Raw genomic sequence first — 12,631 nt, 5'->3', positions numbered from 1 at the left:
GGGCGTCACTTCGCTTCTCGGCACGCTCGGCGGCATTCCACAAGGCGGATCGCTTCATCGCCCAATAGGCAGAAGAGCGAGGGGCGACCTGCGAAAGCGAAACTTCGCAACCATACGATCCGCAAAACAAAAGATCTCCTTTCGAGGGCTTTCGCACCAGAGCTGTTCGGAGCAGCCTGCAGACTCTTGCCCGGGCTTAACTACCGGCTAAGCCCGCACGGAGCCAAGGCCTATCCAACTTTCCGCCCGGCGGGCGCATTTGCCCGCACAAGCGCCATCAGCATCGGGCCGATCGCGAATTCTCCCTTTTCGCTTCGCCGCGTCAGGCCACGCAGATAGCCACCGGCCGAATTGATGTGGCCGCCTCGCGCCAGGATGCATGCCATCACGGTCGCGGCGTTTTCCGGACCCATCACATTGGCGGCCTCTTCGTAGGCCGATGGACTGACGCCCAGCATCGATCGAACGATGACGGCTGCGGCCATCAGATCGCGCCAGTGGCGGATTAAGCCATCCGGCCCATAGGCAAGGATTTCCGGGCAGGCTTGCAGAACCAGGCCGAGCGGGAAGGATTTCAGTCCGCCACCATCATTGCGGACCCCCGGCCGTCGACTTTGCTCTTCCTCCGTCTGCGGGAAGGGATGGCCTGCCTCACCCCTTCCCTTCGCGGCCGTCACAGACCCTCCGTCGTTGTCTGGCTCAGCTGTCGCGCCCTGCTTCGTTTCGAAGCTTGGTTCAAGTTCAGAAATAGATTCGGGATTTGAATTCTGTATGTGACGCTCGATATAATCGGCATTGCCGCGCTGTTTTGTTGATTTAACCTGAATTTCCAGCTGGTTAAGGATATTTGTCCGCAGGCCCGTCAATTCATCCAGCAACAGTTCAAGCTGTGCTGTCGTCGGCGATCGCGGCAGGCCTTCGATCAGGTCCCTAAATTCGCTGTAGAGAGCTTGCCAATCCCCAGGGATGTCTTCTTCAACGGCCGCCTCGATCAGTTTTGCAATGTCACGGCGGCAAAGAGTGATGCATTCACGCAGACGCTGGACATGCAGCCGCTCAGCCATCACCTCGGCCGCGAGTTGTTCGATCTCCTCGGCACGGGCAAGGAGCGGCGCCAGCGAGAAGCCGAACGCCTCGTCGACCTCCCCTGCCCTGTCCCTGCGGACGTAACGCTTGCCGTTGGGGCTATCCTTGCGCAGCAGAAGACCTGCGTCGACGAGCGCGGCGAGATGACGCCGCACCGTCTGTTCGGCCATGCCATGCGTTCTGAGCGAAAGCTGGATATTCGACGGGAAGACGATCAAACCGTTTCCCTGGGCCAGTTCGTTCTTCGGATAAAAGCTCAAAAGCGCGTTGAGCACGGCAAGCGCCCGATCGCCAATGCCGAGCAGCGGCTTTGCTTCGCACAGCGCGCGAAACAATTTCCATTTATCGACCGACTGATCCGGTTTGATCTCCCCAGCCATGACCTGGTTTGCGAGCATGCCAAGCGTCATCGACCGCCGCCCGAAGGGCGTCGTCACACTTCCGGTTTCCATATCTTCCACCTCAACGAGGCAAAAGAAATCCACTCACCAAAACGGCGCCAAAAACTCTTGACAGCGATTCTCGGAAGTGCGATTCTCGGAGGTGTTCAAGACTACGAGGAAAGCTTCCGCGACGGTGACGTTCGGGGGCTTTTTTCTTTTGCGCGTTAACTCCTATCCGAATTGTCAGCTGACAACCGGTCTAATTGCCTCATTTTCCTTCATTTTCCTCTTCAAACTCGGCGGCGAGGCCTATCAACCGCTGAGCCAGGAATTCCGAAAACGCCGCCGATTTGACGGTGATGCGAAAGGTTTTGCCGGACCGGGCCACCAAAGCAAGCGGCGCGCCGCCTTGGGTCCGGAGCGTCTGCTCGGCCCGCTGAGGAGGACTCTTCTCCTCTACCGCCCTCCAGATGACATCGAAGCGGCTGTTGGTCTCCAACGTCACGAAACCAGCAGCTCTGATGGCAGCCTGCGCCTTTTTCTGCCCGCCCGTCTCCCTGAATTTCTCGGCAAACGCCAACCAGCGCGGGCGTCCGACCTTGGGGGCCGGCCCGATGGCGAGAATGATCTCGGGATCGATCGTCTGAGCCACCTGCAGGAGCCTTGACGTTTCCGGCTTGTCTGTCGCCAGCGCCTTGGAAATCATGTCACGGGTGAAGCCATGCTCGTCCATGCGGCGTGCAAACAGTGCCCGTTCGATAAAACTCAAGTCGACACGCGGGCCGTTCTCCTGACCCTGCGCGAGGATCAGCTCTTCATCTGTGAGCTTTCGTACAACGGCCTTAACAGGAACCCCGATCTCTGCGGCCGCCCGCAGGCGCCGGTGGCCATAGGCGGCCTGGTAGTGCCCGGGCCTTGCCGGGTCCGGCCGCACCAGAATCGGAACCTGCTGTCCGCTTTCCTGCATGGACTGCTTCAATCGCTCGAACTCGGCATCCTTGTCGACCGGGATACGGTCGCGAATGAAGGACATTTCGACCGCAGCCGGATCGATCTCCAGCACCTTGTCGCCGGAAGCCAGCGATTCGCGTAGCGCCTTGGCGGCGGCTGCTTCCTCTCCCAGCCGTCCAAGCGACAGGTTCATCGCCTTGACCGCTCCCGAAGGCCGATGCGGCTGTTGCAGGCTTGGTACGTCCGGCCGTGTCGGTTCGACAGCGCCGACCATGCTTTTCAGGATGTCGCGTCCTTTTGGGCTCATGTCCTGCTCCATGCGCTGCGAATGAGTTGCTCGACCTCGGCATTGACGCTGTCGACGGATTCCACCCCGCGGTCATAGGTCTGGCGATGCATCGTTTCGCGTCCGGCCTCGTAGATCGTCTGTTTCGACAGGCCAGCATCCGAGACCGCTGTCGACTTGACCATCATCGAGGTCAGCACACGCTCGCCAAACAGGCTGCGCAGGAAGGCAACGATCTGCGCCTGCGGTCCATCATTGGACTCATAGCGGGTGACCAGATAGCGCATCCAGTCGTAATCAAGATTGCCGCCTGCCTGCTTGACCACGGCCAGAAGGTCGGAGGTCATCGTCAGGAACTGGTTCATCGACGCAACGTCGAGCATCTGCGGATGGACGGTGATAAGGACGGAGGTGGCGGCACAAAGAGCAGAGAGCGTCAGAAAGCCGAGGGTGGGGGGGCAATCGATGATGACGACATCGTAGCTCTGCTCCAGCGAATGCAGCGCATTGCCGACCCGCATGAAGAACATGTCCTTGTCGTCGCGGTTGGTGTCGGCGAGCGCCTTTGGCGTATCGTGTTCGAACTCGTGCAGTTCGAGATTGCCTGGAATGAGATCGAGCCCCGGAAAATAGGTCTGGCGGACGATGTCGGCTACGTCGCGGCGCGTTTCGTCATATTTGATGGCACCGTAAAGCGTCTCGTTTTCGCCGACGTCGAATTCGGGTTGATATCCGAGCATCGCCGACATCGACGCCTGCGGATCCAGGTCGACGGCGAGCACGCGGTAGCCGCGAAGAGCCAGGAACTGCGCCAGGTGGATGGATGTCGTCGTCTTGCCGGAGCCACCTTTGAAATTGGTGACGGCAATCACCTGGAGATGGTCACCCGGCCGGCGCATCGGCAGATAGGACGGTTTGGTGCGCCCGAGATGGTGGCGCATCGCATGGATTTCCTCAAGCGAGAACACCCGTCGACCGGCCGCCGTCTTTTCCGGATTGATGCTTTCTACCTGGGCGGCAAGGTGACGAACATAGCTGTCGGTGACGCCGAGCAGCTTGGCTGTTTCGGTGCTGCTAAACCGCCGTAGCGATTTGCGGGCGTCGGGCGAAAACAACCGCTCGAACAGCACCTGCAATTGGCTGCTGAGCATCGTCGAGTCCTGCGCGATCGTCTCGTCGATCGAGACTCGACTCGCTCTCTTGGCTTTCTCAACAATCGCGGCCTTATTCGGCATTCACGCAAATCCTGATAAATCGGGTCATTTTGCGCAAATGATCGTGAGTCTGCCGATTCCGTCAAGCGATTTCTTGGTTAGCCAATGGATAACAGACAGGATTCAAGGAAAAAATGATGTGGAATTCCGGAATCTTAGCTCAATTGTCAGCTGACAATGGCGGCGGTGTCCGCACCCGTCGATGCCAGACGCCAACGCCGTTGCCGACTCACCGGAAAACAACACCCGCTGCTTGGGCACGTCGGACCAGACAATCCATTTCTCATTTATAGACAGATAAACGGCATAGGCTTTGGGCTTCCATCCCGCGGACAGGTTCGTTGCCGGAGGACTTGTCACTTGTGTCCTGGGGTTCGGCATCGCGCCGTGGCTGCGCAAGGCCGAGCATTTGTTCGAGACGACCGGCATTGAGCGGAGCGCTTATTCCCTTGAAGTTCATGATCCATCTTTCGTCTGCGCATCGATTGCGTGAAGCCTTGGAGATAAGCGCAATTTGAAGCCGCCGAGAACCGCCCGCCGGTGTTATCACCATCTTTTCCAAGCACGCGCGAAGGGGAGGGGAGACACCCATTTTCAATCGCCGATCCGAAACGCGGCCTTTGGCGGCGCCGCTCGCCGCTCCGGTCTCTTCCCTGCGCAAGGATAGAAGAGTGGCGCGCAGGAGCGGCCTGACATGCGAAAGGCCCCATCTTACCGGCACCGGCGAACTGGGCTATCTCGGATCATGCGGCATCGCCAGAATTCGGAGACTGCGATTTGGGTTTTACCACAGGGAAGGCTGCTGCTTCGGACCAACGGGGGAGGGGATCCGCAGCCCGAATTTTCGTGCCGATCGAAGTCGGTGAGATACTGGGGGCGGCTGGGGTCCAGGGGTTCCGGTTCGTTTGTACGGAGATCCGATAATCGCTAGGCCAGGTCGGTGGCACCAGTCTAGTCACATGCCGCCAGTTGAGCGCCAACAGGGTTGCAGACATCCCGGGCTCTCATCAACCGCCACGATGAATACAGCGCATGCTAGGCGAATCAGGTTTCGGCGAGTATCATCGACAGTGCTAGCAACGACCGTACCGAGATCCTGCTGACGTTATTGGTAGCCCGGGCGACCAAATCTCACCTCCATGTTGGCGAAGCCGCCGTCTTCTAGCGGAACTTATTGCCGACTTCGCTTCCGTCCACGGAATTCCTTCTTGTTTACCTGCTATTTACCATAAAGCGGCACGGCAACGCCCGCATCGCGCATCGCGTTCGATCCAGCGTTCCTGCCTGGAGTGGAGCGAGGCAGGCAATCACTATCGCACCTTCGTTCCCTCGCGATTGGTAAAGTGCGCATTGCCCAACCCCGTGCCTATGGTCAGCACGGCCCATCTCGACACGTCGTTCATAAAAGGGATCTGCGACAACCCCTGCACGACTGCATCGTTGTGCATCATCACGAATGTGCTGTCGTCGCCAATCTCAGGAATGGCCTTCATCAGTGCGGCGGGGAGGTTGAAACTGTCGCTCTCCCAGTTTCCGCCCGGCAGGTTCTGTCCGCCGCGTTCGATGGAACCATCGGCTTTGATGATGCCGGGGCATGCGATCCCGATGATCGGCGCCGGCTTGAGATTGGCCTTCTCGGCCTTGCCGATCAGATCCCGCAACATCGCCGCCAACCGATCGATGGTGGCGGTTCGGCTTGGCTCATCGTCGGCATGGCGCCAGATGGCTGATTGCCAGACGCTCGCATCCGCAAAATTCGGCACATCGTCCTTTCCGAATTGAACGACGCCGGCGCGAACATTCGTGCCGCCGATATCGACGGCGAGGATCGCCTCGTGGCCTTTGAACATCCAGCGCGGCATCAGGTGGACAGCGCCGATCAGTCCGGCCTCATCGGGGTGGTGAACGATCGGCACGACCTCGACGTCGATACCGGCCGCGTTGAGAATGACCATGGTCCTGGCGATTGTCAGTTCGCCAAAGTGGCTCCGACGGAAGCCGCCGCCAACGACGATGCGTTCTGTCTTTCCCCAGCCTTTGTCCTTCAGAAACTTGCCTATCACATCGGCAAAGCCTTGTGCAAAATCCTCCACTGCCCCCATGACCAACGCCGCCGCCGCCAAATCATCGCCCTTCAAAATAGCGTCGATTTTTTTCTTGGAGAGTTTCTCCGTCGCGGTCTTGCCGATCGGGTCGTCTCCAACCTTGCGGACGCGTTTTCTCCAATCGTCGAGCTTCTGTTGGAACGTCTTTTTGTTGGCGTTGTCGCCAACGAAACCATCCTTGTCACGCAGTTCGTTGTTATAGTCGTCTATCGTCACCAATGGCAGGTTTAAAGCGCCATGCGCTAGCGGGGCATTGACCTCATCACGGGGATCGGAACTGCTTTTGGCCATCAATGTACCTTCTACGGCGCGAGTGCTCGAATGGGCGGCGAGATACAACGCGGACTAGCCTCTGGATGTTCCGGAGTCTGAAAAGCCACCTTGTCCTCGTCGGCCGGCGACCTAGCTTTCATGGTTGCAGAGTTTGGAGAATGCCGTGCAAGACGACGACGCTACTCAGGAAATGCTTTCACTGGTCTTGGAAGAGCCCGACCATTGGGCGATGTTTCTCGACATTGACGGGACGCTGCTCAATCTTGCGCCCACGCCGGATGCGATCGAGGTCCCAGAGGCGCTTCCGGGACAACTTCATCGCCTGTCGAATAAACTCGGCGGTGCCTTAGCACTGGTCACCGGACGATCGCTTGCCTATGCAGATGAGCTGTTCAAACCCTTTGCATTTCCGACAGCAGGCCTGCATGGCGCGGAAATCAGGAACGCCTCGGGAATGCAGACGGTCGAGGCGACAGCTGAGTTTCAGGCCCTGAAGCATGCGCTGACCACTGAAGCCGAGCACTATCCTGGGGTCTTGATCGAAGACAAAGGTGCGGCCGTTGCCGCCCATTACCGCCTCGCGCCCGAATATGAAAAGATCCTCGAAGAACGCATGCACCACTATGCGGAGCTCGCCGGGCCGAACTGGGCATTGCAACTCGGCAAGATGGTATTCGAGCTGCGTCCGGCACGGTCGAGCAAGGGCGATGCGCTGGAGCGGTTCTTCCAGTCCGACCCGTTCAAGAACCGCTGCCCGATTACCATCGGCGATGATCTGACCGACGAGTCGATGTTTGCGATCGCCAATGCGCGTGGCGGCGTTTCGGTGCGTGTCGGCGCGATCGGCGCGCCGAGCTGCGCCACGAGCCGGCTCTCCTCTTCTGCGCTGGTCAGAAACGTCATTGCCGCCTTGGCGGCCTGAGGCCGGCCCTTGGACGATGTACAATGCGGATTGCTGTCGTCTTCGCGCCGGCTGCGCAGCGTCAATTGTCAAAAAAGTATCGGTTTTAGCCGGGAATCGTGGTGGCGGGCGTGACATGAGCCCATTACACTCCCCTTCAACAATAAAGCCAAAAAGGGAATTTGGCTGGCGGGCCTGGAACCGTCCTCGGAGGAGGAGACAATGGAACCTGACTTGGAAGTCATTCAGATCCGGCCCGGCGAATCTTTCGCAACGAAGGCGCATGGCTATCCCTACCATACGGTTCGTTGGCATTTTCATCCGGAATACGAACTTCATCTCGTCGTGGCGACAACGGGACGCTATTTCGTCGGCGACTTCATCGGCGAATTCGAGCCGGGCAACCTTGTGCTTGCGGGGCCTAATCTTCCCCACAACTGGATCAGCGATGTCCCGAAGGGATCGAGCATTCCGCTTCGATGCCAGCTCATCCAGTTCAGCGAGGGCTTCATCAACGACACGATGAAGGTGCTGGCCGAGCTCGGCCCGTTCGATCCGGTTCTGGAAGCCTCCCGCCGCGGCGTGCTCTTTGGCGCCGATACCAGCCGGCAGGTTGCGCCTCTGATGAACGAGGTGCAGCAGGCCCATGGTGTGCGTCGCATCGAACTCTTCATGATGATCGTCGGCCTGCTCAGCCGGGCGCAGGATTCCCAGCTTCTCGCCAGCCCGAACTATCTGCCCGATCCATCGGGCTACATGTCGGCCGGCATCAACAAGGCGCTCGCCTATATCAGAGAGAACCTGACGAAATCCTTCGACGAAGCCGATCTCGCGGCGATCGCCGGACAGTCGACCGGCGCCTTTTCGCGAGGCTTCCGACGCCACACCGGCATGTCGCTGGTACAATATGTGAAACGCCTGCGCATCAATCTCGCCTGCCAGATCCTGATGAGCGATGACCGCGCATCGATTACCGATATCTGCTTCGAGGTCGGCTTCAACAATCTGTCCAACTTCAACAGGCAGTTTCTCGCGGAAAAAGGCATGACGCCTTCCCGTTTCCGGCGGTTGTTGGGTGACAATATCAACGTGGCAAAGGCGGCCTAAAATAGCCGAAGAAGCACGGGACGAGGGAGGACGAGGAGGAGGAGGAACAAAAACTGACACTGACTTGAACGCGGGCACGCGATGAGCGGCTCGCGATAGAAGATGCTTGTCCTCAAAAACGTCAAACCACCGGGACAGGCGCGACCGTTAATTTAGCCGAACGGCCACAGCAGACAGTGCAATCACGAATCTACACAATTTTTCCAATGGGAGGAGATGGAAATGATGAAATTCTCAACCAAGGCGGCAGGCGCCGCAGTATTTGTCCTGTCCTTGCTGGGCGGTACTTCCGCCTTTGCGCAAACCGCCGTTGCGGATGCGACAGTGGCATTCCTCATGCCCGACCAGGGCTCGACCCGTTACGAGGAGCACGATCACCCGGGCTTCGTCGCGGAAATGAAGAAGCTCTGCGCGTCGTGCAAGGTTCTCTATCAGAACGCCGATGCCGATATCGCAAAACAGCAGCAACAGTTCAATTCGGCCATCACGCAAGGCGCCAAAGTCATCGTGCTGGACCCGGTGGATTCGGCGGCGGCCGCATCGCTCGTCCAGCTTGCACAGAGCCAGGGTGTCAAGGTCATTGCCTATGACCGTCCTATCCCGAAAGGCAAGGCCGATTTCTACGTCTCCTTCGACAACAAGGCAATCGGCAAGGCAATCGCGGAATCGCTCGTCCAGCATCTGAAGGCGCAGAACGTACCGACCGATGGAGGCGGCATCCTGCAGATCAACGGTTCGCCGACCGATGCGGCTGCCGGGCTGATCAAGGATGGCATTCATGAGGGGCTGGCGAGCGGCGGATACAAGACGCTTGCCGAATTCGACACGCCCAACTGGCAGCCCTCGAATGCCCAGCAATGGGCGGGCGGCCAGATCACCCGTTTCGGCAAACAGATCGTCGGCGTGGTCGCCGCCAATGATGGTACCGGTGGTGGCGCCATCGCAGCCTTCAAGGCAGCGGGTGTCGATCCCGTGCCGCCGGTCACCGGCAATGATGCAACGATCGCTGCACTGCAACTGATCATCGCGGGAGATCAGTACAATACGATCTCCAAGCCGAGCGAAATCGTCGCCGCTGCCGCTGCCAACGTCGCCGTGAAGCTGTTGGCCGGAGAAACGATCAAGGCCGAGATGACGGTCTACGACACGCCGGCGCAGCTCTTCGTCCCTGCCGTCGTTACCGCCGAAAACCTCAAGGCCGAGATCATCGACAAGAAGATCAACACCGCCGAGGAGCTGTGCACCGGCCGCTATGCCGACGGCTGCAAGAAGCTCGGCATCACCAAATAATCAAGCCAAGCGAAAGCGCGGCCGGGCCACCGGTCGCGCTTCCGGTTTTCGCTTTTTCGAAAGGCCAGGCAATGTCTGAAACATCTCATACTCCTGACCCTTCCCGTCGGCCCGTCCTCAGTCTGCGTGGAATATCGAAGAACTTCGGGGCAGTGTCGGCGCTCACCGATATCGAGCTCGACGTGTATGCTGGCGAGGTCGTGGCGCTCGTGGGCGATAACGGCGCCGGCAAATCGACGCTGGTCAAGATCTTGGCCGGTGTGCACCAGCCAAGCTCGGGCACGATCCTCTTCGAGGGCAAGCCGGTGCACCTGCCGAGCCCAAGTGCCGCTCTCGGGCTCGGCATTGCAACGGTGTTCCAGGATTTGGCACTTTGCGAAAATCTCGACGTCGTCGCCAACATCTTTCTCGGCAAGGAGCTCAGCCCCTATCAGCTCGATGAGGTCGCCATGGAGATCCGCGCCTGGCAGCTTCTGAACGAGCTTTCGGCCCGCATTCCAAGTGTGCGCGAGCCCGTCGCCTCACTGTCCGGCGGACAGCGCCAGACCGTGGCCATCGCCCGATCGCTGCTGCTCGAGCCGAAACTGATCATGCTCGACGAGCCGACCGCGGCGCTCGGCGTTGCCCAGACCGCCGAAGTGCTTGACCTCATCGAGCGCGTGCGGGAACGCGGCCTCGCTGTCATCATGATCAGCCACAACATGGAGGATGTGCGCGCCGTTGCCGATCGTATTGTCGTCCTTCGGCTCGGCCGCAACAATGGCACCATGCTGCCCGACGCATCCAACGAGCAGCTCGTCAGCGCCATCACCGGCGCATCCAACAATTCCGTCTCCCGCCGCGCGTCGCGCCGCCAGGCGCAAAGCCAACCGAACGAGGAGGGCAGGCCATGATGAAGTCCATCGAAAATGATCCGGCGGCACCGGCGCTGCTTGACCGGCGTGATGAGAGAGTGCGTCATGACGACAGTTTCGGTGGCTCGATCCAGGCCTTTTGGGATCGCATTCGCTCCGGCGATCTCGGTTCACTGCCGGTCATTGTCGGCCTGGCGATCATCTGGACGGTGTTCCAGGCACTCAATCCGGTGTTTCTCTCCAGCGCCAACCTCGTCAACATGCTGTTTGACTGCTCGACGGTCGGCGTCATCTCTCTGGGTATCGTCTGTATCCTGATGGTGGGTGAGATCGATCTTTCCGTCGGCTCCGTCAGCGGCTTTGCCTCGGCGCTGGTCGGCGTCTTTTGGGTCAATCAGGGCTGGCCAGTGGTTCTCGCGGTCCTCGCCGCCATGATTGTCGGCGCCCTGATCGGCTCGCTCTACGCGTTTGTCTTCAACCGCTTCGGCATGCCGAGTTTCGTATCCACCCTGTCCGGGCTGCTCGCGGTTCTCGGCCTGCAGCTCTATATCCTCGGAGCGACCGGTTCGATCAATCTTCCCTATGGTTCCTGGCTCGTGAGTTTCGGCCAGATCATGGTCATGCCGGACCCGATCGCTTATCTGCTGGTGGCACTTGCCGGCATTGCCTACTTCTTCGCCAGCTACCGCACGTCGGCGCGCCGGCGGGCGGCCGGCCTGTCGGCGAAATCGGCCCGCGGGCTTCTCCTGCGCGCCGTCATCATCACACTCGCCCTGGAAGCTGTCGCGTTCTATCTCAACCAGTCGCGCGGCATTCCGTGGATGTTCGGCCTTTTCGTCGGGCTCACCGCCGCCATGAACTACGCGCTGACGCGCACCAAATGGGGACGCTCCATGCATGCCGTCGGCGGCAACAGGGAGGCTGCCCGTCGTTCCGGCATCAACGTCTCGCGCATTTACACGAGCGCCTTCGTCATGTGCGCCCTGCTTGCTGCCACCGGCGGCGTTCTCTCCGCCGCGCGGCTGGCGACGGCAAGTCAGCAGGCCGGCACCGGCGACGTCAATCTCAATGCCATCGCTGCGGCGGTGATCGGCGGCACGAGCCTGTTCGGCGGGCGCGGCAGTGCCTATTCAGCCCTTCTCGGCATCATCGTCATTCAGTCGATTGCCAGCGGGCTGACGCTTCTCGATCTGTCGTCGTCGCTTCGATACATGATCACGGGCGCCGTCCTTGCCGTCGCCGTCATCGTCGACTCGCTGGCACGCCGATCACGGATCTCGCACGGCCGGGCTTAGAGCAATTTCAGCAAAAGTGCGCAGCGGTTTTGCGTCCGGAATTGCGTGAAAACAAAGAGATAGAGCACTTCCGTAATTCGAAGAAAACGGAAATGCTCTAATCAACCAGGAAACCAGAGGAAGAAAATGGGACAGGATCTGTCTGGAAAAGTCGCGGCCGTCACCGGAGCGGCGTCGGGTATCGGCCTTGAATGTGCCAAGGCTTTGCTTGCCACGGGCGCTCGGGTCGTGCTGGTTGACCGCAATGAAGACGCCTTGAAGGAAATCTGCTCGAAACTCGACGCGAACGCCATTCCCTTGGTCATCGATCTCACCGATCCGAAAAGCGTCGAACGGATGATGCCGCAAATTCTCGAAAAAGCGGGTCAGCTGGATATCTTCCACGCCAATGCCGGCTCTTATATCGGCGGCGAAGTGCTGGGCGGAGATCCTGATGCCTGGGACCGGATGCTCAATCTGAACATCAACGCCGCATTCCGTTCGGTGCATGCCGTTCTGCCGCATATGGTCAAGCGAAAGACCGGCGATATCATCCTGACGAGTTCCGTTGCCGGCATGATCCCTGTCGTCTGGGAACCGATTTACACCGCCTCGAAACACGCGGTCCAGGCATTCGTCCATACTCTGAGGCGGCAGGTGGCCAAGCATGGCTTACGCGTCGGCGCCGTCGCTCCAGGCCCAGTGGTCACGGCCCTCCTCAGCGATTGGCCGCAGGAGAAGCTGGATGAGGCGCTCGCAGCAGGCGGCCTGATGGAGGCGAACGAAGTGGCCGAAGCCGTACTTTTCATGCTGACGCGCCCACGCAACATTACGATCCGCGATCTCGTTATCCTGCCGCAGAGCGCAGACATCTGACGAAAGTGCGTCCGCCTTCAACACTCGCGGA

At 59.6% G+C, this 12,631-nt stretch carries 11 protein-coding genes; 6 read left to right on the top strand and 5 right to left on the bottom strand.

Going from position 1 to position 12,631, the window contains the following annotated elements; translation table 11 throughout:
• Positions 1 to 230: 230 nt before the first annotated feature.
• The 5 genes from repC to A6U98_RS29975 form a co-directional block, all read right to left on the bottom strand.
• Entirely contained in the window at positions 231 to 1,538 is a 1,308-nt protein-coding gene (gene repC / locus A6U98_RS29995; RefSeq protein WP_064654555.1) for a plasmid replication protein RepC, read from the bottom strand.
• Between the two features lie 199 nt (positions 1,539 to 1,737).
• Positions 1,738 to 2,727: a plasmid partitioning protein RepB gene (gene repB, locus A6U98_RS29990; RefSeq protein ID WP_064654553.1), complete on the bottom strand. Its 990-nt coding sequence runs from the start codon at positions 2,725 to 2,727 to the stop codon at positions 1,738 to 1,740.
• A complete protein-coding gene (gene repA / locus A6U98_RS29985) occupies positions 2,724 to 3,941 on the bottom strand; it encodes a plasmid partitioning protein RepA (RefSeq protein WP_064654551.1) in 1,218 nt (405 codons plus the stop codon). Before repA ends, repB begins: the two co-directional genes overlap by 4 nt.
• Positions 3,942 to 4,203: 262 nt before the next feature.
• The gene (locus tag A6U98_RS37380; protein ID WP_197496460.1) at positions 4,204 to 4,380 is read right to left on the bottom strand and encodes a hypothetical protein; all 177 of its coding nucleotides are present in this window, start codon (positions 4,378 to 4,380) and stop codon (positions 4,204 to 4,206) included.
• An 850-nt stretch (positions 4,381 to 5,230) separates the two neighbouring features.
• Positions 5,231 to 6,316 carry an ROK family protein gene (locus A6U98_RS29975; RefSeq protein WP_064654547.1) on the bottom strand — a complete coding sequence of 362 codons (1,086 nt, stop codon included), beginning with the start codon at positions 6,314 to 6,316 and terminating at the stop codon, positions 5,231 to 5,233.
• A 124-nt stretch (positions 6,317 to 6,440) separates the two neighbouring features.
• On the opposite strand from A6U98_RS29975, the gene otsB reads away from it, so the two are divergent.
• The 6 genes from otsB (at position 6,441) to A6U98_RS29945 (ending at position 12,600) form a co-directional block, all read left to right on the top strand.
• The gene (gene otsB, locus A6U98_RS29970) at positions 6,441 to 7,220 is read left to right on the top strand and encodes a trehalose-phosphatase (RefSeq protein ID WP_184498523.1); all 780 of its coding nucleotides are present in this window, start codon (positions 6,441 to 6,443) and stop codon (positions 7,218 to 7,220) included.
• Positions 7,221 to 7,421: 201 nt separating this feature from the next.
• Positions 7,422 to 8,306 (top strand): AraC family transcriptional regulator, encoded by an 885-nt coding sequence (locus A6U98_RS29965; RefSeq protein ID WP_064654544.1) that lies wholly within the window; start codon positions 7,422 to 7,424, stop codon positions 8,304 to 8,306.
• 216 nt (positions 8,307 to 8,522) lie between these two features.
• Complete coding sequence (locus tag A6U98_RS29960) at positions 8,523 to 9,596, top strand: sugar ABC transporter substrate-binding protein (RefSeq protein ID WP_197496459.1); 1,074 nt, start codon at positions 8,523 to 8,525, stop codon at positions 9,594 to 9,596.
• Between the two features lie 71 nt (positions 9,597 to 9,667).
• Complete coding sequence (locus A6U98_RS29955) at positions 9,668 to 10,489, top strand: ATP-binding cassette domain-containing protein (protein WP_064654543.1); 822 nt, start codon at positions 9,668 to 9,670, stop codon at positions 10,487 to 10,489.
• Positions 10,486 to 11,745 carry an ABC transporter permease gene (locus A6U98_RS29950; protein ID WP_064654542.1) on the top strand — a complete coding sequence of 420 codons (1,260 nt, stop codon included), beginning with the start codon at positions 10,486 to 10,488 and terminating at the stop codon, positions 11,743 to 11,745. Before A6U98_RS29955 ends, A6U98_RS29950 begins: the two co-directional genes overlap by 4 nt.
• Before the next feature lie 126 nt (positions 11,746 to 11,871).
• Complete coding sequence (locus A6U98_RS29945; protein WP_064654541.1) at positions 11,872 to 12,600, top strand: SDR family oxidoreductase; 729 nt, start codon at positions 11,872 to 11,874, stop codon at positions 12,598 to 12,600.
• Positions 12,601 to 12,631: the final 31 nt, after the last annotated feature.

This window comes from Rhizobium sp. WYCCWR10014, from assembly GCF_001657485.1.
In the GTDB taxonomy this organism is placed as follows: domain Bacteria; phylum Pseudomonadota; class Alphaproteobacteria; order Rhizobiales; family Rhizobiaceae; genus Rhizobium.
The sequence above is the reverse complement of the archived record's forward strand: the minus strand, read 5'-3'. Positions and strand labels throughout refer to the sequence as shown.

Bases quoted from the DNA above. Each gene is read 5' to 3' on its own strand.
- repB (WP_064654553.1), bottom strand. From the start codon at position 2,727: ATGAGCCCAAAAGGACGCGACATCCTGAAAAGCATGGTCGGCGCTGTC.
- A6U98_RS29965 (WP_064654544.1), top strand. From the start codon at position 7,422: ATGGAACCTGACTTGGAAGTCATTCAGATCCGGCCCGGCGAATCTTTC.
- A6U98_RS29955 (WP_064654543.1), top strand. From the start codon at position 9,668: ATGTCTGAAACATCTCATACTCCTGACCCTTCCCGTCGGCCCGTCCTC.
- A6U98_RS37380 (WP_197496460.1), bottom strand. From the start codon at position 4,380: ATGAACTTCAAGGGAATAAGCGCTCCGCTCAATGCCGGTCGTCTCGAA.
- repA (WP_064654551.1), bottom strand. From the start codon at position 3,941: ATGCCGAATAAGGCCGCGATTGTTGAGAAAGCCAAGAGAGCGAGTCGA.
- A6U98_RS29960 (WP_197496459.1), top strand. From the start codon at position 8,523: ATGGAAATGATGAAATTCTCAACCAAGGCGGCAGGCGCCGCAGTATTT.
- A6U98_RS29945 (WP_064654541.1), top strand. From the start codon at position 11,872: ATGGGACAGGATCTGTCTGGAAAAGTCGCGGCCGTCACCGGAGCGGCG.
- repC (WP_064654555.1), bottom strand. From the start codon at position 1,538: ATGGAAACCGGAAGTGTGACGACGCCCTTCGGGCGGCGGTCGATGACG.
- A6U98_RS29975 (WP_064654547.1), bottom strand. From the start codon at position 6,316: ATGGCCAAAAGCAGTTCCGATCCCCGTGATGAGGTCAATGCCCCGCTA.
- A6U98_RS29950 (WP_064654542.1), top strand. From the start codon at position 10,486: ATGATGAAGTCCATCGAAAATGATCCGGCGGCACCGGCGCTGCTTGAC.